Here is a 21,823-nt window from a genome sequence, read left to right as displayed (position 1 = left end):
CGGCGAAGCCGCCGCAGCCCGAAAATAAAAAAGAGCTCAGACAATTGCTGTGATCAGGGCTAGGGTATTTGTCGATGATACAAATACTGGTGAAAATCTTGAATAGAAACCGTTGATTGACTTTATAACATAACAACTGATGGCTGACTTAATATCTAACAGCCCGGGGACTGAGGCTCTCGAAGTCACCGATTCTTAATCAGAACTTGTAAACCTTGCCGGAAAAAAGTAATTTAGTACAATGAAAATTTACACGAAAACAGGAGACAAAGGTCAGACTGCATTGTACGGCGGAACAAGAGTTTCAAAAGCCAGTGCAAGAGTCGACAGTTACGGAAATATAGATGAGCTGAATTCATTCATCGGAATTGCCAAAAGCCATATCGGGGACGAAGAAGTTTTAAAACAACTGAAGAAAATTCAGTTTGATTTATTTACAGTTGGTTCAGAGGCGGCAACTCCGGTTGACAAACTGATGTTAGCCAACGGAAAATCCCGACTGCCATTGGTAATTTCCGATACCGAAATAGAAGAGCTGGAAAATTGGATGGATGCCTTCGACGAAAAATTAGAGCCGCTCCAGTATTTCATTCTTCCCGGTGGCGGAAAAGCAGCGACTTTTTTACATGCAGCAAGAACAATTTGCCGAAGAGCAGAGCGTTCTCTGGTTTTCCTGAATGAATCAGAAGAAGTAAGACCCGAGCTGATAAAGTATCTGAACAGGCTTTCAGATTATCTGTTCGTTCTCGCGAGATATATTTCAAAAATCAACAACGAACCGGAAGAATACTGGAACCCGAATGAAAGATAAAGCCTTACTTTTCATTAATGGCGACGTCCCGAAATCATTTCCCGATCCTGATGAATACAATCTCATTGCCTGTACAGACGGAGCCTTTCATTATCTGAAAGAACTTAATTTTCCTTTGGAAAAACTGGATTTTATTTCCGGGGATTTTGATTCACATTCGGGTTCAGATGAAAATATTTACCAGGACAAATTCATTTATACTCCGGATCAGGATAAAACCGATTTTCAGAAAGCGCTGGAAATCATCGCGGAAAAAGACATTGCCAGTGTTGATGTTTTCGGAGGAAGCGGAGGAGAGCAGGATCATTTTTTAGGAAATCTTACGGTAGCTTTTGGTTTTAAAGATCAGCTAAACATAAGTTTTTATGATGAATTTTCTGAATATTATTTTATTCCGAAAAAATTTACTGTAAAAAATCTAAAAGGTAAAATGGTTTCATTATATCCCTTTCCTTCCGTTGAAAATATTACAACCAAAGGGTTGAACTGGCCTCTAACTAATGGAAATTTAAGTATTACATCCAATATAGGAACCCGGAATTTTGCCGTTCATGATGAAGTTTCTGTTGAATATGAAAAGGGAGATTTATTAATTTTCATTGGTAAAAATTACCTGTAATTAATAATTTTAAACTTTAGGCATAAATTACGTGTAAATCAGCGTAATCTGTGGAAATTAAAATTTGTTCATAACTAACAGTTATTATTCAATTAAATAAATTCTAATCTGTGTAAATCCGTGAAACTAGCGGATTTAAAAAGCAATTAGCTTTACAGAATCAAAAAATGAAAAATTTAATCAAAATACTTTTTCTCATTGTTTCAATATATTGCGTAAGCTCATGCAAAACGCAAAACTTCTCTGCTCCTGAGTACGGAAGAAATATAAGTGAAAAAAATATCAAAATTAAAGAGGTTCATAATTTCAGATCTGTCAGTAACATCAGAAATATTGAGGGAAGAATCCTGAAAAGTGGAAAATTTTACCGAAGCGGAAATCTTCATCAACTGAAAAGAAAATCCTTTAAAGAATTGGAAAATCTTGGAATAAAAGAAACGATCGACCTAAGAAATTCCAGAGAAATTGCACAGAAACCGGATCATCTTCCGGAGCAGATGGTTTACAAAAATTATTCTGCTTTTGAGGATGAAGGCGATCAGTTGGACAAGGCTAGAAAATTAGTGCTGAAAGGAAAAGTAAAAGGTGAAGATGCCGACAGAAGAATGCTTGATTTTTACAGAGAATATATCACAGAAAATCCTGAAATAATCAGGGAAATTATCACTGAAATTTTAGATTCTGATCAGCCTGTTCTGTACCACTGTACTGCCGGAAAAGACCGTACAGGAATCATTACAGCACTTATTTTAACCATACTGAAATTCGATAAACAAACTATTTATAACGATTATCTGCTATCAAATAATTATAGAAAAAACTTAGTTAATCAAAGACTTAAACTTGCCAGAAATCTACATTTTCTGTACCCTAAGATGGATATTAGTGTACTTGAAAAACTCAGTTGGGTAGAAAAGGCTTATCTGGATGCTGCATTTAATGAAATCAATAAAAAATATGGTTCTGAAGATGCTTATATTCAACAGGTTTTAAAAATAAATGAAAATAAACGGGAAGAATATATCAGGAAGTTCACGGATTAATAATTAGCGCTGATTTCAAGATCGAAAACGATAAAAATTTATAATAACTTTAACGCTAAAAAACCAAACTTTTTTAGCAATTTTGCATTTCTTAATTCACTTGTTTAGAAATGAAAATAAAATACTCGGAACTAATTGATCAGACATTGTATTTTCCAACAGAAGAATTCAATGTATCTGAGAACAATTTGTTGTTTCACGACATTCCGTTGATGGATGTTGTTGAAAAATTTGGCACCCCGCTAAAAATTAGCTACCTGCCGAGAATTTCTCAAAATATCCAGAAGGCGAAAAGCTGGTTTAAGGAAGCTTTTGAGAAAACCGAATATAAAAAAAATTATACTTATTGCTACTGTACAAAATCAAGTCATTTCAAATTTGTACTGGAAGAAGCACTCAAAAATGATATTTCCATAGAAACTTCTTCCGCTTACGATATGGATATCGTAAAATCTCTTTACGAGAATGGAAAAGTGGATAAAAATATTGAAGTAATCTGCAACGGTTTCAAAACAGATGATTATCTGGCCAAGATTTCGGATATGATCAATAGCGGTTTTGAAAATATTACCCCGATTCTTGATAATTACCGTGAACTGGATAAACTTACGGAAAGCATTGATACTACATTCGACATCGGAATCAGAATTGCTTCTGAGGAAGAACCGAAGTTTGAATTTTATACCTCAAGGTTGGGAATAGGATACAAGGATATTATTCCTTATTACAGCCAGAAAATTGCAGAACACCCGAATGCAAGGCTTAAAATGCTTCACTTCTTCATTAATACCGGAATCAAAGACACTGCGTATTACTGGAATGAACTCTACAAATGTCTTCGTGTATATGCACGTCTGAAAAAAATCGCGCCGGAAGTTGATTCCTTAAATATTGGTGGCGGCTTTCCTATCAAAACTTCCCTGAACTTTGATTATGACTATCAGTACATGGTAGAGGAAATTGTTTCCCAGATCAAAAAATTCTGTGAAGAAGAAGGGGTTGAAGAACCTAATATTTACACAGAGTTCGGAAGCTTTACCGTAGGGGAAAGTGGCGCGAATATTTATAAGATCATTTCTCAGAAACGTCAAAACGATAGAGAAAAGTGGAATATGATCGACTCATCGTTTATGACCACGCTTCCTGATACCTGGGCCATTTCAAGACACTTCATCATGCTTCCGCTGAACCGTTGGGAAGATACCTATGAAAGAGTGTTTTTGGGTGGTCTGACTTGTGATTCGGATGATTATTATAATTCTGAGCAGCATACCAATGCCATTTATCTGCCTGTGTTCAGTGATACAAAACCTTTATATATCGGATTTTTCCACACGGGAGCATATCAGGAAACCATCAGTGGTTTTGGAGGAATTCACCACTGTCTGATGCCGCAGCCAAGACACGTCCTGATTCAGAAAGATGAAAACGGGGAGCTGCAATACGAGATTTTCCGTGAAAAGCAGGAGCCGGAAGATGTATTGAAAATCCTTGGGTATAAATAACTGTAAATTGTCATTGCAAGAAGCGAAGCGACGAAGCAATCTCAAAAATAGAGAAATTCTTTATCCCACACGTTCATTCAGAATGACAGCAATGAAATATAATAAAAAGCTCTCAGAACCAGACTGAGAGCTTTTTGCGTTTAAAAATATTGCGAGATTTTATCAATCTGAAGATCTTCGTAATCCGAAACTACCGTATCCGCCAATGTATAATCCTGGTTTTTAGAATGCGGACTTCTATATGCGGCACAGAAAATTTTTGCCCGGTGTGCCGCTAAAATACCATTGGTAGAATCTTCAATTACCATGCAGTTTTCAACGGGGTGTCCTGCCATTTCCGCAGCCAGCAGGAAAACCTCGGGATGAGGCTTTGATTCTTTCAAATCGGCACCGCTTATTTTACCGCTGAAATATTTTTCAAGCTCAAATTTCTCAAAAACCATATCAATAGTGGTCATCGTTGCAGACGATGCAAGAATCAGGGTGATGCCGTTTTCATAATAATGCTCAATCAGTTCTTTCACTCCGGAAATCAGGTCGAATTCCTCATCATTATAAAAATAATCCTTAAAATACTCCCTTTTAATTTTTGCTATTTCTTCAAAGGTTTGTTTTAGATTGAAATTTTTAATCAATGTATCACACACTCTTTTGGTAGAAGCTCCCGTAAATGAAGCATACAATTCCTCGGAAACATCAATTCCCAGTTCTTTAAATGTTTTAAAATAGGCTTTTCTGTGCAAGGGTTCTGTATCCACAATAACGCCATCCATATCGAACAGCACAGCTTTTAACGACATACAATTTTGTTTTTGTAAAGGTAAGGATTTTGGTGGGAAGCGGGAAGTTGGAGAATGGAAGTTTAAAATTGGAGGGCGTAATTTTATTAGGTTAATTATTTGAATTTAAAAATGATTTAGATCTAAAATTTCAACATTAATTATTCTTCATTATGTAAAACTTCCAGCACCTATCTTCCAGCTTCCCTCCACTTCTCCAAACTTCTTTGTATCTTTGCCGAAATCATTTAATTTCAGATAAAACATGAAAACATACGCAGGAATTCCTGAAGAAAATGCATCACTGGAAAACTCGAAAGTAGTGTTGGTAACGGTCCCTTACGATGGAACATCTACATGGGGAAAAGGAGCCGACAAAGGACCGGAATTGTTCCTGAACGCTTCAGAAAATATGGAACTTTACGATATTGAAACACAGACTGAACCTTATCTTGAAGGCGTGTATTTAGCAGGCGAAGTTTCTGAAAAAGCTACTCCTGAAGCCATGACGGAAGCGGTTTATCAAAAAACAAAAGAACTTTTAAGTCATGACGATAAATTGTTTACCCTTTTTGGCGGGGAACATTCCGTTTCTATCGGTTCGATTCGTGCAGTAGGAGAGAAGTTTGAGAATTTAACGGTTCTTCAGCTGGATGCTCACACCGACTTACGTCCGGAATTCCACGGTTCTACTTCCAATCACGCATGTGCAGTTTTTGAAGCCAGCCAGAAACATAACCTGGTACAGGTGGGAATCCGTTCTATGGATATTGAGGAAGCACAATATCTGCCGGAAGGAAGAGTGTTTTTTGCTCACGAAATTGCCAACAACGAAAATTGGGTAAATGATGTATTGGAAAAAGTTTCAGGTAATGTATATATCACCATCGATCTTGATGCTTTTGATCCTTCCATCGCACCTTCAACAGGAACACCGGAACCTGGAGGCTTACAATGGTATCCGACTTTGGAATTATTGAGAAAAGTATTTGAAAAATGTAATGTGGTGGCATTTGATATTGTAGAATTAATGGATTCTCCGATGGCAAAACCAAGTGCATTCCTTGCTGCAAAGCTTTACTACAAAATGCTTGCGTATTATCACCTTTATAAAAACAACTAAAATTCCGCAGGAATCGGATTTTTTCTACCGGATCTTCTTCGGAAATTTGTGAGGTAAAATTAATGATATGTCCACACAAAATCAGTTAGATTACGAAAGAATTGCCAAAGCGATAGAATATATCCGCAGCAATTTTAAGCTTCAGCCAAGTTTGGAAGAAGTGGCGGAGAAAATACACCTGAGTCCTGCACATTTTCAGAAAATGTTTTCGGATTGGGCAGGGACAAGTCCGAAGAAATTTCTACAGTTCATCAGCCTGGAGCACGCCAAATCTTTATTGAAAGAAGAAAAGGCAAGTTTATTTGATACGGCTTTTGAAACAGGTTTCTCCAGTACGAGCCGGCTGCACGATCTGTTTGTGAAAATCGAAGGAATGTCTCCTGCAGAATATAAAAATGGCGGAAAGAATCTGAACATCAATTACAGTTTTTCAGACAGCCCTTTTGGAAAATTAATTGCAGCTTCCACAGAAAAAGGAATCTGCTATATGGCTTTTGAAAATGATATCTATAAAGCATTGGGAGATTTACAGTCAAGATTTCCCAATGCTTCTTTTATTGAAAGGCCGGACGAGCTTCAGGCCAATGCCCTGTCCATATTCAATAAAGACTGGACTAAGCTAAATACCGTAAAATTACATTTAAAAGGCACGGATTTTCAGCTGAAAGTTTGGGAAAGCCTTCTTACCATTCCGATGGGGAAACTCTCTACTTATGGAAGCTTAGCCGGGAAAATAGGGCACCCGAATGCTTCAAGAGCGGTAGGGACGGCAATAGGCAGTAATCCTGTTGCGTTTTTGATCCCTTGTCACCGCGTGATCCAATCTTCCGGAAATATCGGGGGTTACATGTGGGGAACTGACCGAAAGCAGCTAATGATTGGCTGGGAAAGCTCGCAGGTTTATTCGGATTTTTAAACATAAAGGACGCAAATTTTCACGAATAAATACAAATTGATTTATTTAAATTTATAAAGCCAATAATTTCATCAATAGGAACGGGCTTTAGCCCATTTTAAAGATATAAATCAGAACCGGCTTTAGCCAAACTTCAACACGTCTTCATCTTCACCATTGTATAAGAATTAAGGTTTATGTATTAGATGTTAATTTTAATAATATCTTGCCTGGATTCTTACAGAATAACAAGATGAGATAATAAACATAAACCCTAAACACAAAACTCAGATTGTTATGCTCAATTTATTCGAAGATATATCAGATTATCCTTTAAACCTTCTTCCTGATGATGGAATCGCTCATTATTACGGAAAAATATTTTCCGGAGAAAAATCTGATTTTTATTATGATTATTTATTGAAAGAAATTCCGTGGGAAAATGACGAAGCCCTGATTTTCGGAAAATTGATCTTAACCAAAAGAAAAGTGGCGTGGTTTGGAGAGAAACCATTTGAGTACACGTATTCGAAAAGAACAAAGTATGCGAAGCCGTGGACGCCTGAACTGCTGGAATTAAAAAATAAATGTGAGCAGATGACAGGAGAAACCTATAATTCATGCCTTCTGAATTTATATCACGACGGCAGTGAAGGAATGGCTTACCACAGTGATGCCGAAAAGGATCTTAAAAAACATGGAGCCATTGCATCGCTGACATTCGGTGCAGAAAGAAAGTTCTTGTTTAAACATAAAACAACGAAAGAAAAAGTAGAAATATTCCTGGAAAACGGAAGTTTGCTCGTGATGAAAGGAACAACACAGGATCACTGGCTGCACAGGCTTCCGCCAACAACAAAAGTGAAAACCCCAAGAGTAAACCTGACTTTCAGAACGATTGAGGAGTAAAAATGGTGGCTGAGGTTCTCGAAGCCACCATTTTTAGGTGTAATTTAAAATATAACAATCTCGCTATCGGTGCTTAGGTCCTCGAAACCACAGTTCCATTTTTATTTCAACACCTTGACCTTGATCACAAAGTTTTTTATTTAAGCTTATTAAACGACCTGTCGCGGATCTTTGCTCCTTAAAAAGTATCCAATTATAATAGATCTTTGCATTTAGATAAGAAATAAAAAAAACAAAAAGCTGTTCAGACCGAACAGCTTTTAGAAATTTATTTCAAAACCTCAACTTCAATCGCACTGTCATCAAAAACTTTGATGAATGCTTTTGTGTAATCCTCTTTCGTCGCAAAATTTGGATTGTCTAAAAATTTTTGCGGATTGACTGCAAAAAGCGGAAACCAGGTTGAAGAAATCTGAATCTGAATTTTATGCCCCTTTTTAAAAGTATGAACAACATCCTGAAGTCTGAAATTCACAGCCGTTTTCTGGTCCGGAACCAAAGCTTCTGCTTTTTCTCTCGAATTCCTGAATCTTGCAGGCATAATTTCGCTGCGTACCATCTGATGGTAATTTCCGTAAATCACGCCTTCTTTTTTTGCGGCAGGCTTGAAATCTTCAGGATAAATATCAATCAGCTTCACGGCAAAATCTGCGTCGGTGGATGTAGAGGCAATATTTAATTTAGCCATGATCTCTCCTGCAAAAGTAACGTCTTCCGTCAGTACATCTGTTGTGAAAGTCAGAACGTCCGGTCTGCCCTCTGCAAAACGCTGGTCTTCCGACATGTAATTTTTCGGGGTAAAACCATTAAAATCTTTAAGCTTATCAGAACTTAAAACAGGATTATTCGGATCACTGTAATATTCCGAGAAACCTTGTCCTGCAGTGTTCTTCAATGTGCCGCCAGACAAATAGAAATTCACTTTCTGTGCTTCTTTCGGAGGGTATGTTGCAAATTCTCTCCATTGTTTGGCGCCGGTATCGTACATCAGTGCTTCCGGTAAGCCTGCATCCTGTTTTGCATTTCCTTTCAGATAATGACTGAAAAACTTTGTTTCCACATTTTTCTGATAATATGTTGCAATGCTGTCCCCAAAATAGATGTCATTATGAAAATGTTTTCCCTGTTCATAAGCCCAGGCCCCGTGTGAAAACGGTCCCATTACAATTGTATTTTTAGCTTTCGGGCTTGTCTTTTCAATGGTTTTATAAATATTCAGCGGTCCGGAAAGATCTTCCGCATCAAACCATCCGCCAACAGTCATTACCGCATGGTTTACATTTTTAAGATGAGGAAGAAGACTTCTTTTCTGCCAGAATTCATCGTAATTCGGATGATTCATAATTTCGGTCATAAAGAAATTATCCTTGTAGTATTTCTCGTACCCGTCTTTCAAAGTTCCCATATCTCTGTAAAATTTAAGGCCATCTTCAGAAGTAGGTTTAATCATGGTGTCGTTGTACCATGCTTTATTTTCCGGTTTTGTTTTCTGAACGCCGAAAACCGGGAAGGTCCTGAAATAGCCTAGCATTACTTTTCCGTTATGGAGAAAATCGTCATTCCAGAAATCTGAAATCGGAGCTTGCGGGGAAGAGGCAACCAAAGCAGGATGTTGTGCCAGAATTCCTGCAGCAGTATAAAATCCGGGATAAGAAGTTCCGTACTGGCCTACTTTTCCATTGTTTCCTTTGATGTTTTTCAGAAGATATTCGATGGTATCGTAAGTGTCCGTACTTTCATCGACATCTTTTTTGGTTTTCCGGTCAACCTGCGGGGTCATATTGGTAAATGTTCCTTCACTCATATATCTTCCACGTACATCCTGAAGTACAAAAATATATTTATCCTGCATCAGGTATTTGTTGGGACCAAGCCTTTCTCTGTATTCATTTTCACCGTATGGCGCAATACTGTAGCAGGTTCTCTGCATCAGGAAAGGATATTTGTTTTTATTGGAAATATCTTTCGGAACGTAGACCGCTGTATAAAGTTTCACCCCGTCACGCATCGGAATGTAAAATTCCTTTTTTGTAAAGTTATCTTTCACAAAATGATCTTCATCATCCGGATTCTGTGCGTTTCCAAAGACGAATAATAAAATAAACAAAATTGAAAAATGAATCTTCATATATAAAATTTGTGGCTAATTTAATGATAAATGATTTTATTTACTGTTGACTGGGACAAGATTCTGAAGAATTGGTATTAATAACCTTTGCTATAAGCAAAAACTTTGATAGGTCTTTCATTTGTTTTGATAACCGTTCCAACCTGTCAGAAGTAATGTTCATGCATTTTGTTGAAACGATCAATCGCTTCGATGAAACGTTCAGGCATTCCGAATAGGCGATCAACCGGTCCGGAGAAGCAACCAACTGGTCCGGAGAAGTAATCAATCGGTCCGAAGAGGCAATCAACTACTCCGGAGAGGCAATCAACCAGTCCGAAGAGGCGATCAAGTACAAATTGTTATATTTCAGTGTTTTATAGCTTGTTTTTAAATAGTGTTAATGATAGATATGCCTACTTACAAACCAAAAAAAAGCATCCCCGAAAAGAGGATGCCGCTGTGTAAATAATTTTAATCTATTGGGTTTTTGTCTTTTTTCCTGCGAATTTATTAAGCTTCATCGTTAGCGAGAACATGACATAACGCTTTAGGATCAGATCGTCACGGTCTTCAAAATACGTGTTTGAAATCACTCTTCTTACACTCTGGTTTTGATTTAATACATCATAGACTTTTACTTTGGCGGTCAGCTGCTTATTAAAGAATGAATAGCCTACGCTGGTGTTCCAGAAATAAAAATCTCTTTTAAAGCCGGGTGCAATATTGGTGCTGGTATTATATTCCACATCATTTCCTAAGATCAGCCTGCTTTTAAAAATGTAGTTGGTAAGTTCCAGCTTAAAAGCCTGATTGGTGGTATTTACATCATCGATGCTGTAATTTTTATATTTTGAAAAATTATATCCTATCGTATAAGAAGGTTTTACCGTTAGTTTTTCTTTGATTTCGTACGTTAAATTGATCCCGGGATTGATGTTGTATGACTGGCTTGTAAATTCCTGGCCGTTCACGAAACCTTTATTGAATGCATAATTGGTATTGAGTCTTGGGTTGATCGTCAGTTTATTTTCTTTCCATTTGAATGTTTTGCTGAAACCTCCTCCCAGGTTGAAATTTTTATTACCGCTGATATTGGCATAGGTGATCAGCTGCCTTCCGCTTTCATCGAATGAAGAGTAATTGATGATATCATTGTTCTTATAAGTAAATCCAATATTAAAGTAATAGCTGATAGTTTTTACCATATTAAAATTGTTGAAATAAAGATACGTGGAATTGCTCCATGTGTTTTTCAGATCCGGATTTCCCTGAAAGGCTACCAAAGGATTTGAAATATCCCGGTAAGGAGTAAGCTGTTCTGCAGTCGGGATGGTAAAGTCTGAATAATGATAAAGATTTAATCTTTTATTCTGGGAAAACTGATAGTTTAGTCCCACATTATAACCTGGAAGAATGAAGTTTTTCTGCAGATCGTAATTCTGACCGGTAAAGCTTGAATTGACGTTCATGTTCGAAATATCTGCATTCAGAGCTCCCCAGGCACTTATTTTCTTTTTGTTGAGTTCAAATGATAATTCGGGAGTAAACTCATCGATCTTCTGATTCATCCTGTTTGATAAAATATCGTTGTAGCTGGAATAATCCTGTGTTGCCGCATTGAAATCATTTACATCACGCAGGTTTCTCATATTCGATGAATTATAGCGTATGCCCAGGCCAATATTCAACGAGTCCGAAAGAGGCTCTGAATATCCTAAATTGAAGCGATAATTGTTGTTGAGATTTTTCCTTACAGAATACTGGTTTCTGTTATCAAAAGATTGAGGCTGTGTATAGAAAATATTTTCAGATCTGTTCAGTACATTTTCCTTTTTTTCTGAGATGCTGCTGCTCATACTCGCGTGCATTTCCCTGCCTTTTTTCCGGAATTTCTTTGAGAAATAAATATTTGGGCTAAAGGAGTTGTTCTCAGAATCTGTTTTGGTGTAATTATCACTTGTGTTCAGCAGGTCGTTGTCTTTGAATGTACGGGAATTGGAAGCGCTGAAATTATGTATCTCATTTCTTGAGAATGAAGGAGAGAAATAAATGCTTGTGAGAGAATCCAGTCGAATTCTTGCTGAGAGATCGAAATTATACTGCTTCGATTCATTTTCACCATTGTTTTCGGAATCTGTTTTTAAAATATAATCTGGCAATAAGGTTGTTCTTGATACTTTGGATCTTGTTTCGAGATTATTGTTGATGTGGATTAAGCTGAGGTTGTCCAGGTCGGTATCTTTTCCGAATTTATCACTGTAATTGAATCCAATAGTCGTTGACTTCTGAATACCTTTGGTGTTAGGTCCTGCTGAAGAATAATAGGTAACACCTCCGGAAGTGTATACGGAACCACCCTGCATCAGCCACGAATTTCTTCCGCGACCCATACTGTCGAAAACCTCATCGCTGGAAAAGCCCTGAGAATTTATATTATTTGAAGCCGCCAGGATACTTATTTTGGTGTCGTTTTTAAAATAACTCAGCAGTCCGCTGCCTTCATATCTCTTGTCAGAGCCATAGCCCAACGTAAGTCGTGAAATGAGCCCTTTGTTTTTCTTTTCATCAATATTGAAATTAATGGTGGCGTTGTTTGACTTTGATGCCTTGCCGCTCAGTTCCTCTTCTTTGGTTTTTGTAGTGGTAAACTGGATGTTTTTGATAATATCCGCAGGAAGATTCTGCAGTGCTATTCTCCCGTTTTTGTCAAAGAAAGGCTTTCCGTTGATGGTAATCTGGTCAACCTCTTTACCATTGATCGTGATTTTTCCGTCGTTATCAATCTGAACGCCGGGAATCTGCTTAAGAAGTTCTTCAATTTTACTGTCAGGACGAACCTTTATGGATGAAGCATTAAATTCAATCGTATCCTTTTTAATCTTTACCGGCGATGCCGTAAGCCTAACTTCCTCAATATTAGTTATCGAGTTTTTCTCCATCTCGATATCTCCTAACGAAAAAGATTTTTCAATTTTTTCAAGACGCTTGGAAAAAGAAAGCATTTTGTCGGCATCTATTTTCAGAATGCTGGGTTCGTTCAGTTCGTCTGCTTTCAGGGAAAACTTTCCCTCGCGGTTGGTTGCAGTATAATTGATAATAGAAGAATCTTTTTCCTTGAGAAGATAAACCGTTGCATTTTCAATAGGTTTTTTTTCTAGGCCGAGTATTTTTCCGTCGATGTTTAATTTTTGAGCGTTAAGAATCAAAATATTGAATGTCAGGATAAGCAGGATTGCTAATTTCTTCATGTATCATAGATTATTAGAGCTGCAAAAGTATAAAAAACATTATTTAATTCACAATTAATAGAGTTAAATACAGTTAATTTTTCCCCTGAAATTGGGGGTTAACTGTTAATTTTCCATAAAAATAAAACATCCCTTTGACAAAGGATGTTTTTTAATTATATAGATTGAGGATACTAAGCTCTCAAATATCTTGAATAAGCATAGCCCTCCTGTCCGTCAGAAGTTTTCACTTTCCACCAGTCATCGGAAGTCTGTTCTACAAGCGTGATGGAAGAACCTTTGCTTACTTTTCCGATAATAGCTGCATCCGTAGAAGGTTCCTGTCTGATATTGAGATTAGAATCATCCGTTGCTACAGTGAGTGCCGTTCCTTTAGTAAGTCCGGAAACCTGTACATCAATATTAATATCTGAAGCGGAATAAGTGGAATCAATGGTTCCCAAAGCATTCCATACCGCATCTTTGGCAGCGGTGTTTGAGGCACTTCCCGAAACATACAGAATACCATCCTGTTCCTGAACTTTAAGATCAGAAATTCCTGCAGCCTGTGCCGCAGAAACCACACTTGAATATTTGTCTTCTAAAGTACTCATCTCGTTATTTTTTAACTGTATAATTATAGTTTACCTTTCCTACTTTTAAAGCATCTACCGATTCTTTTACTTTTCTTGCATCTGAAGCAGAAATAGTTCCGGTTAAGGTTAGTTCTCCGTTTATGACCTCCAATTTTACTCCGGGAATATCTTTTACGGCATCCTGTAATTTTTGCTGTACGGCAGGATCCACAGCAGACTGCGTTTCTACAGGAGCAGGTGTTGCTGCGGCTGCAGGAGCTACCGTTGCCATATCATGTACGTCTTTAATTCCGTTGATGGCTTTAAGCTGTGTGATCATAGCGTCTTTTTCTTCCTGGGTTTCAAAGGTGCCACTGAGATGTGCAACACCATCTTTTACTTCTACAGAAGCTCCAGGATTAGAGGTTACCACCGTAGTAGCCTGCGTCTGCAGGTCGGTATCAGAAACCTTTTTTTTGCATGAAACTGATCCCAAAGAGATAGCTACAGCTAAGGCAGCCATTGCGATAGTTTTTTTCATAGTTGTATATTTTGATGTATTTAATATGATCAAGATAACAATAAAATTTATACCAAAAGATCATATTTAGGATTTATTTTCATGAAATTAAAAAAGAAATGTAATTCAGATTGATAAAATTGTTCTTTAAATAAAGACATTCTGAACTTAATATCTGATAACGGCTGTATTATATCTGATGTGGGATTGGAAGCAATTCTAAAAATATTATATTTGCCAAACTTGAATTATCTATATGAAAGGACAGAATAAACTATTTATAGCCATCGTTGTTGCCTTGATTCTGGGTGTGGCCATCGGCGGATTTGTACACATCCGTTATCCTGAAAGCGCAGAACCGTTTTCTAAAAACATAAAACTCTTAGGAACTGTTTTCATTCGTCTGGTGCAGATGATTATCGCACCTTTGGTATTTACGACCCTGGTGGTGGGAATTGCCAAAATGAGTGATATTAAGATGATCGGAAGGGTAGGTACAAAAGCGATGTTATGGTTCATCTCTGCTTCCTTGGTATCTCTGTTTATTGGTCTTATGTTGGTAAACTGGCTGGAGCCGGGACACGTCACAACACTCCCTATTCAGGATGCGGCTTCCGCAGATGAACTTCTGAAAAGCAGCAAAGGATTTTCCATGGAAGATTTTGTAAAGCACATTATTCCTAAAAGTGTTTTTGAAGCTTTTGCTACCAATGAAGTGCTGCAGATTGTGGTATTTTCTATCATGTTTGGGATTGCACTGGCCAATTTGGGAGACGAATATGCACAACCTGTTGTAAAGCTGTTTGATATTATCGCCCACGGAATCCTGAAAATGGTAGGTTATATTATGTGGTTTGCACCGCTGGGTGTCCTGGGAGCTATTGCAGCAGTAGTGGCAACCAATGGTTTTGAAATCTTTAAGGTGTATGCCATTTATCTCAGGGATTTTTTCTTTGCACTGGGCATTCTCTGGCTGGTTCTCTTACTTGTAGGATATTTAATCATCGGCAACCGGCTTTTTGAATTGCTGAGAAGAATTAAAGAACCTTTGCTTATTGCCTTTTCCACCACCAGTTCTGAAGCAGTTTTCCCAAAACTGGTAGAAGAGCTTGAGAGATTCGGCTGTAATAACAGGGTGGTATCATTTATTTTACCGTTAGGCTATTCTTTTAATCTGGATGGGAGTATGATGTACATGACCTTTGCTTCCATTTTCATTGCCCAGATTTATGGAATTGAAATGAGTATTGGTCAGCAAATCACTATGCTTTTAGTATTGATGCTTACTTCAAAAGGAATTGCAGGTGTTCCGAGAGCTTCTCTGGTAATCATTGTGGCCACATGTTCCATGTTCGGAATTCCTCCTGAAGGAATCGCCCTGATCCTTCCGATTGACCATTTCTGTGATATGGGAAGAAGTATGACCAACGTTCTTGGAAATGCTTTGGCAACTTCAGCAGTTTCCAAATGGGAAGGACAGCTGGATAATCATGGTGGTGATCTTTAAAATATGTAGTAAATAAAAAAAATGGTCAATAGTGCATTCACTGTTGGCTATTTTTTTAGGAGCTATTTGAATTGTATTTGTGAATTTTTTTAAGGAGCAGTTTGATTGCTTTGAAAAACAATATATTTTTGTTGGAACCTTTTTGACTTCGTCGAATTGTATTTATGAATTTTTTTTAGGAGCAGTTTCCCGCTCTCACTACTCGCTTTTCCGAGTTCTTTTCGCGGCGGCTTTGCCGCCGCGAAAAGAACTCGGAAAGAGCTCAGACATGCCGTTCGATCGGGGCTAATTGGTCATGCCGGAACTTTTCTTCATGAAATTATTACAAAATCATGAATTCTTTATAAGTCATACAATCCGTCATCCGCGGGAGAAAAAACATAAATTTTGAGTTATTATCCCTTTAATATTACGCTTTAAGCGAAGTCTTTTTTAAAATACTCTTGTTGAGATCCTTTCAGGATGACAAAATTGCTGCATGATTCCTAATTCAAAACAGTAATAACAGAGAATCTGCAAAATCTATGTGATCATTAAAAGAAAATCTTTGCATCTTTGCTTTTCAAAAAACTGTTTTTTAGAAAATGAATTTAGACCATCATAAAAACTCAATACAGGAAAATGGCTTTACCGTAATTAACAACGTTTTTTCGGAAGAAGAAATTAAAAAGATCGGAGAAATCATTCAAAATATAGATACCTCGAAAGAGACATTCAGAAAATCAGACGATCTTTTCGCGATCAGGCAGTTTTTAAAAGAAATTCCTCAAGTCAGGGAGCTGGTTTTCAATGAAAACATAAAGAACATCATCACAGAAATTTTCGGAGAAAAATATTTTGTGGTGAAAAGCATTTACTTTGATAAGCCTGAAAAATCAAATTGGTATGTGGCATATCATCAGGATCTTACGATTTCTGTTGATAAAAAAACAGATCTTCAGGGATTTGGTCCGTGGACTACGAAGCAGAATCAGTTTGCCGTTCAGCCGCCGATTGACATTCTGGAAAATATTTTTACTATTAGAATTCATCTGGATGATACCGATGAATACAACGGTGCGTTAAAAGTAATTCCAAAATCACACGCGAAAGGAATTTACCGGCCCGAAACCATCGACTGGTCCGTAGAAACAGAAACCATCTGCAAGGTGCATAAAGGCGGAATAATGCTCATGAAGCCTTTACTTCTTCATGGATCAAACCGTACTACAAATGGAAAGAAAAGAAGGGTGATTCATATCGAATTTTCAGACAGACAATTGCCGGAAGAGCTGAAGTGGTCGGAAAATATGAATTAAAATAAAAACCTCTTTCAAAAAAAGAGGTTTAGTTTTTTACCATTCAAAATTGATTATTTCTCCATATTTTGTATTGATATTATCCGGAAGGTATAAAAGTAATATCAAAAATTCTTCTCCGGGTTTATGATCGAAGAACATAGGGGTGTCGATAATCATATTCCTTTTAAGAATGTTTTCAATTTCCTGCTCTTTATCTCCGAAAGTTGTGACCGGAGTCAGTTCCTCAATTTTAGAATAATCATTAACTTTTACCTTATAAATTGCAAACGGATTTTTCGGCGAAAAGTTTTTTATTGCTGAAAGATCAGATTTGTCACCTTTTTGTAATTCATCAAAGCACGTCGCAAATTGCAGTCCTGTGAAAGCAAATTTATTTTTATCAATATAGGCGAATGTTTTTTCCAAAACTTCAGATGTTGCTTTTTCCTTCTCCATATCAAACCTGTATTTCGGAGAACAGGACGAAATAGAATATTCACCATTGTATTTATTCAATAAAATAAGATAGGTTTCACCAGGCTGTACATCTGTTTCGCATGCTCCTGAATACGGATTTCCGATAAGACCCCTTACAGTAAGCGTTTGGAATTCCTTACCTTTATAAATCTTTTCAAATTTTATATCTGCCTTATAAGTTCTCTGTTCCGCATTTTCGCCGTAGACCTTTATAATTCTGATAATTCCCGCAACATCTGCAGCCAGATAGTTTTCTGCTAACGGATCTGTTTTACATTTGCAGGCGTACAACGTTACAACGTTTAAAACTAAAAAGAAAAAAAATAACAGTTTTTTCATGATCAGTATTATTTCACGGAAATTTCATCCACAAAAATATAAGCATCGCCGCCCGCTCCCTGGTGCCATTCCGGAAGTTTACCGAAATGATAAGCTTTTACTTTGATAAATCGAGCCTGTGTAGGCAATACCTCAGCTGAAAAATCTTTTATCTGAACGGTTTCGTCTTTCGGATCAAGTGTATTGTCTACCGTTTTTAGCAGAATGTAATCTTTGCCGTTGTTTGAAACATAATATTCTACTTTTTTCGGCATTAAAATCCAAGCTCTGCTATCCTGAAGATAGGTGGAAGACAATTTTGTGAATTGCTGTGGAGATCTCATATCGATAACGGCTTCAAAAGTCTGTCCCTGGTAACCCAGCCATTCCCCTTTTCGCCAGTTGGTATCACCGCTGATGCCGTCAATTAAAGATAATTTTCCACTTGCGGTATACTGTGGAGTAGGATGGGAAAGTACCGAAATGTCCCAATTATTAGGTCTTCTGTTGAAGTCGGCTCTTACAATAGAGCTTTTTTCTCCTTTTCGCTCTGCGTAAGCGGCAACCTGCGTTGTTTTGGTAATGGTGAACGGACCTTTGTAAGGCATGAACATTTTTCTAACATTAGCATCTCCTTCGTCGAGTGTCATGTAGTAAATTTTATCATCAGGATTCATGGCAGTGATTTCTACTTTCGTATTAAGATCAAAGATTCTTGCTGCTGCAATCACGGGCGAAGCTGTTAATTCATCATATTTAAAATCTTTGTAGGATTTTGCATTTTCAAAACCAAGTTTTTTAAGTTCTTCTTTGCCTGTATTCTTAGTGATGGTTCTTGTGGTTCCGTCTTCCAGATGAATTTTAACCTCATCAAAATAAGGTTTTGTGGTCTGCCATTCGGGTAATCCGGGTGTTACGGAATAAATTCCCAGGGCACTCAGAATGTACCATGCGCTCATCTGTCCGCAGTCTTCATTTCCGATCAGGCCGTCCGGAGTATTTTTATAATAGTTATCGAGAATGAATTTAATCTTCGCATCTGTTTTTTCCGGCTTATCGACATAATTGTAAAGGTACGCAATATGGTGGCTCGGTTCATTTCCCTGGGCATATTGCCCGATCAGTCCGGTGATATCCACCTGTTCTCTTCCTGTGGTTTTATCCGGTGCAGAAAAAATAGCGTCAATAAACTGCTCAAACTTTTCCTTTCCGCCATGAGCTGCAATTAATCCCGGAATATCCTGCTGAACAGAATAAGAATAATGCCATGAATTTCCTTCCGTATAGTTATTGTTCACTTCACGAGGTTCAAAAGGCTCGTACCAGTTTCCGTTTTTTCTCGGCTGCATAAATCCGTTTTTAGGATTGTAGAGGTTTTTCCAGTTCTGAGAGCGCTTCATAAAATACTGGTAATCTTCTTTTTTGCCTAAAATTTTAGCCATTTGCGCAATACACCAGTCGTCATAGGCATATTCCACCGTTTTGGAAACACTTTCATGTTCATCATCAATACTGATGAAATTATTCTGTTTGTAGGCATTTAACCCGAAGATATCCAGCATGGCAGAATGTTTGGAAGCCTCGAATGCTTTTTCATAATCAAAACCGGTGATTCCCTTTGCCATGGCATCGGCAATAACCGATACTGCGTGATAACCGATCATACATTCCGTTTCGTTGGAAGCCAGTTCCCAAACGGGAAGTTTTCCGCCCTGCTCATACTGTTTGATAAAAGTATTGATGAAATCTGCCGTTCTTTTTCTGTCAATCAGTGTCATCAGAGGATGTGCTGCTCTGAAGGTGTCCCACAGTGAAAAAACCGAATAATAATCAAAACCGTTGGCCATATAGAATTTGTTGTCGCGGCCTCTGTATTTTCCGTCAACATCCATATTAATGTTCGGCTGTGTGAAAACATGATACATAGCTGTGTAAAAAACAGCTAGCTTATCTTTATTCGAAGATTTAACTTCGATTTTAGATAATTCTTTATCCCAGTCAGCTATGGCCTGTTTTCTTATCGCTTCAAAATCATTTGATTTACCTTCTGCAAGCATATTTTTGGTAGCGCCTTCATAACCGGTAGTGGAAATTGATACTTTTACGAGAATTTTCTCTCCTTTTTTAACTTTATTTGAAAAAGCAATCTGTATCTCATTCCCGTAATAAAAGTTATTTTCCTGCATCATGCCTCTTGGTGTAGCATTATGAGATTGTATTAATTTTGATTCGAGCATCGGTTTTGAAAACTCAATTCTGGCATAGATGTACTGGTTGGTTGCCCAGGCTTCACTTCTGCGGAAAACTTCGATCGTTTTGTCATTGATAATTCTTACCTCACCTTGCAATAATTTATCCCTGTGATTTAAGTCTAAAATAATATTGGCATTTCCGGCATTATTGAATGTGTATTCATGGTAACCTACTCTTTTTGTAGTGGTTAAACGTACATCAATATTGTGCTTATCTAATTTAACCGCATAAAATCCTGCTGAAGCTTTTTCGTTTTTATGTGAAAATTTCGAAGAATATTCTTTTGGAGTAAGTCCCGGGTTTCCCATCGTTGGCATCAGCATAATATCTCCGTAATCCGAAACTCCCGTTCCGTTAAGATGCGTATGAGAAAATCCATAAATCACGGAATCTGAGTAATGATAGCCGCTGCAGCCGTCCCAGCTTCCGTCGATTCTTGTATCCGGAGATAGCTGCACCATTCCGAAGGGAACAATTGCTCCCGGAAAAGTATGTCCGTGGCCGCCTGTTCCGATAAACGGATTCACATATTGCGAATAATTTTGTGAAAATGTATTATGGAATAAAATTCCTAAAAGAACGATGAATATTCTTTTCATGATCTATAAATTAAAATTCCCCTAAAATACTATAAAATTAGCTTTCGCAAAAGAAAATATCTATCTGTGTCTTTACTTATTCTAAATAGGTTAATTTTTCGTAAATTTGTGGACAATTTATTAGTTTATGTTGACGAAAGACAAGGTTCAGAATTTCCTTAAAGATATAGAAGTAGATGATTTGGTAAACAATCTTCAGATCATGGGTAATGAGGTTTATATTGATATGACGGCTCATTCACCTGCCATGCATGAAAAGAAAAAGCTTGAAGCAGCCATGAAACAGGCTTTTGCAAGCGAATTCGGAGAAGAAGTAAACCTGAAACTGAAAATCGTTTCTCCGGAACCGAGTGAAATTCAGCAAAGCCAGATTAAAGGAAAACAGATTCCCGGAATCCAGAACATCATTGCTATTGCTTCAGGAAAAGGAGGGGTAGGAAAGTCTACCGTTTCTGCGAACATAGCGGTAACACTGGCAAAAATGGGTTTCAAAGTAGGATTGCTGGATGCTGATATTTACGGTCCATCTGTTCCTACGATGTTTGATACGGAAGGGCAAAAACCGATTTCTGTAGAAATTGAAGGCAAAAATCTAATGAAACCGATCGAGAACTATGGTGTAAAAATGCTTTCTATAGGATACTTTTCAGGAGCAAATCAGGCGGTAGTTTGGAGAGGTCCGATGGCTTCAAAGGCATTAAACCAGATGATCAGAGATGCAGCGTGGGGAGAACTTGATTTTTTATTAATTGACCTTCCTCCGGGAACCGGAGACATTCACCTGTCTATTATCCAGGAAGTGCCTGTAACGGGTGCCGTGATTGTGAGCACACCGCAGCATGTAGCTTTGGCAGACGTAAGAAAAGGTATTGCAATGTTCCAAATGGAAAGTATTAATATTCCAGTTCTTGGATTAATCGAAAATATGGCGTACTTTACACCGGAAGAATTGCCTGAAAATAAATATTATATTTTTGGAAAACAAGGCGCTCAGTATCTTGCAGAAGATCTTGGTATTCCTGTACTGGGGGAAATTCCTTTGATTCAGAGCATCAGGGAAGCTGGAGATGTAGGAAGACCGGCAGCATTGCAGGAAAATTCTGTAATTGCAGAGGTGTATACGGAAACTGCCCGAAGAATGGTGGAAAGCCTTGTAGAAAGAAACAAAAATCTGCCTCCTACGGAAGCGGTTAAGATCACTACGATGGCAGGATGCTCCCCAAAAGCAAAATAATTTCAATAGTAATTGAAACCAAATTGAACTGAAAAAAAT

The 21,823-nt window shown here is 37.6% G+C and carries 17 protein-coding genes; 10 read left to right on the top strand and 7 right to left on the bottom strand.

Translation table 11 applies throughout. The features are described 5' to 3' along the window. The first annotated feature begins 241 nt into the window (after positions 1–241). From ODE14_RS10090 to ODE14_RS10075, 4 genes are all read left to right on the top strand, one after another. Positions 242–811 (top strand): cob(I)yrinic acid a,c-diamide adenosyltransferase, encoded by a 570-nt coding sequence (locus ODE14_RS10090; protein WP_263601361.1) that lies wholly within the window; start codon positions 242–244, stop codon positions 809–811. After that, entirely contained in the window at positions 801–1,430 is a 630-nt protein-coding gene (locus ODE14_RS10085; RefSeq protein WP_263601360.1) for a thiamine diphosphokinase, read from the top strand. Before ODE14_RS10090 ends, ODE14_RS10085 begins: the two co-directional genes overlap by 11 nt. 167 nt (positions 1,431–1,597) lie before the next feature. Further along, positions 1,598–2,473: a tyrosine-protein phosphatase gene (locus ODE14_RS10080; RefSeq protein ID WP_263601359.1), complete on the top strand. Its 876-nt coding sequence runs from the start codon at positions 1,598–1,600 to the stop codon at positions 2,471–2,473. 110 nt (positions 2,474–2,583) lie between these two features. Continuing rightward, positions 2,584–3,978, top strand: a complete 1,395-nt coding sequence (locus tag ODE14_RS10075; RefSeq protein ID WP_248391419.1) for an arginine decarboxylase — start codon at positions 2,584–2,586, stop codon at positions 3,976–3,978. Between the two features lie 140 nt (positions 3,979–4,118). Here ODE14_RS10075 and ODE14_RS10070 read toward each other — a convergent pair whose 3' ends face one another. Continuing rightward, complete coding sequence (locus ODE14_RS10070; RefSeq protein WP_263601358.1) at positions 4,119–4,778, bottom strand: HAD family hydrolase; 660 nt, start codon at positions 4,776–4,778, stop codon at positions 4,119–4,121. 244 nt (positions 4,779–5,022) lie between these two features. On the opposite strand from ODE14_RS10070, the gene speB reads away from it, so the two are divergent. The 3 genes from speB to ODE14_RS10055 all read left to right on the top strand — a co-directional run bounded on the left by speB (position 5,023) and on the right by ODE14_RS10055 (position 7,684). Next, the gene (gene speB / locus ODE14_RS10065; RefSeq protein WP_263601357.1) at positions 5,023–5,880 is read left to right on the top strand and encodes an agmatinase; all 858 of its coding nucleotides are present in this window, start codon (positions 5,023–5,025) and stop codon (positions 5,878–5,880) included. A gap of 67 nt (positions 5,881–5,947) precedes the next feature. After that, positions 5,948–6,796, top strand: a complete 849-nt coding sequence (locus ODE14_RS10060; protein WP_263601356.1) for a bifunctional helix-turn-helix domain-containing protein/methylated-DNA--[protein]-cysteine S-methyltransferase — start codon at positions 5,948–5,950, stop codon at positions 6,794–6,796. Between the two features lie 276 nt (positions 6,797–7,072). After that, entirely contained in the window at positions 7,073–7,684 is a 612-nt protein-coding gene (locus ODE14_RS10055; RefSeq protein WP_263601355.1) for an alpha-ketoglutarate-dependent dioxygenase AlkB family protein, read from the top strand. A gap of 268 nt (positions 7,685–7,952) precedes the next feature. Here the strand turns inward: ODE14_RS10055 and ODE14_RS10050 are convergent, their stop codons facing one another. The 4 genes from ODE14_RS10050 to ODE14_RS10035 all read right to left on the bottom strand — a co-directional run bounded on the left by ODE14_RS10050 (position 7,953) and on the right by ODE14_RS10035 (position 14,137). Then, on the bottom strand, positions 7,953–9,812 hold the full coding sequence (locus tag ODE14_RS10050; RefSeq protein ID WP_263601354.1) for a CocE/NonD family hydrolase: 1,860 nt from the start codon (positions 9,810–9,812) through the stop codon (positions 7,953–7,955). Between the two features lie 458 nt (positions 9,813–10,270). After that, complete coding sequence (locus tag ODE14_RS10045; RefSeq protein ID WP_263601353.1) at positions 10,271–13,042, bottom strand: TonB-dependent receptor; 2,772 nt, start codon at positions 13,040–13,042, stop codon at positions 10,271–10,273. A gap of 173 nt (positions 13,043–13,215) precedes the next feature. After that, positions 13,216–13,635 carry an SH3 domain-containing protein gene (locus ODE14_RS10040; protein WP_263601352.1) on the bottom strand — a complete coding sequence of 140 codons (420 nt, stop codon included), beginning with the start codon at positions 13,633–13,635 and terminating at the stop codon, positions 13,216–13,218. 4 nt (positions 13,636–13,639) lie between these two features. Beyond that, a complete protein-coding gene (locus tag ODE14_RS10035) occupies positions 13,640–14,137 on the bottom strand; it encodes a BON domain-containing protein (protein ID WP_263601351.1) in 498 nt (165 codons plus the stop codon). Between the two features lie 235 nt (positions 14,138–14,372). Here ODE14_RS10035 and ODE14_RS10030 point away from each other — a divergent pair, with 235 nt between their 5' ends. Together ODE14_RS10030 and ODE14_RS10025 are read left to right on the top strand one after the other, a co-directional pair. Further along, entirely contained in the window at positions 14,373–15,623 is a 1,251-nt protein-coding gene (locus tag ODE14_RS10030; protein ID WP_248391439.1) for a dicarboxylate/amino acid:cation symporter, read from the top strand. Positions 15,624–16,207: 584 nt separating this feature from the next. Next, positions 16,208–16,921 (top strand): phytanoyl-CoA dioxygenase family protein, encoded by a 714-nt coding sequence (locus tag ODE14_RS10025; RefSeq protein WP_263601350.1) that lies wholly within the window; start codon positions 16,208–16,210, stop codon positions 16,919–16,921. Positions 16,922–16,957: 36 nt separating this feature from the next. Here the strand turns inward: ODE14_RS10025 and ODE14_RS10020 are convergent, their stop codons facing one another. Both ODE14_RS10020 and ODE14_RS10015 read right to left on the bottom strand, forming a co-directional pair. Continuing rightward, entirely contained in the window at positions 16,958–17,719 is a 762-nt protein-coding gene (locus ODE14_RS10020; protein WP_263601349.1) for a hypothetical protein, read from the bottom strand. A gap of 8 nt (positions 17,720–17,727) precedes the next feature. Next, complete coding sequence (locus ODE14_RS10015; RefSeq protein WP_263601348.1) at positions 17,728–20,550, bottom strand: GH92 family glycosyl hydrolase; 2,823 nt, start codon at positions 20,548–20,550, stop codon at positions 17,728–17,730. A 127-nt stretch (positions 20,551–20,677) separates the two neighbouring features. Between ODE14_RS10015 and ODE14_RS10010 the strand changes: the two genes are divergently transcribed. Next, positions 20,678–21,784 (top strand): Mrp/NBP35 family ATP-binding protein, encoded by a 1,107-nt coding sequence (locus tag ODE14_RS10010; RefSeq protein ID WP_248391447.1) that lies wholly within the window; start codon positions 20,678–20,680, stop codon positions 21,782–21,784. The last annotated feature ends 39 nt before the right edge of the window (positions 21,785–21,823 follow it).

It is taken from the genome of Chryseobacterium sp. PET-29 (assembly GCF_025736815.1).
Lineage (GTDB): Bacteria > Bacteroidota > Bacteroidia > Flavobacteriales > Weeksellaceae > Chryseobacterium > Chryseobacterium nepalense.
The sequence above is the reverse complement of the archived record's forward strand: the minus strand, read 5'-3'. Positions and strand labels throughout refer to the sequence as shown.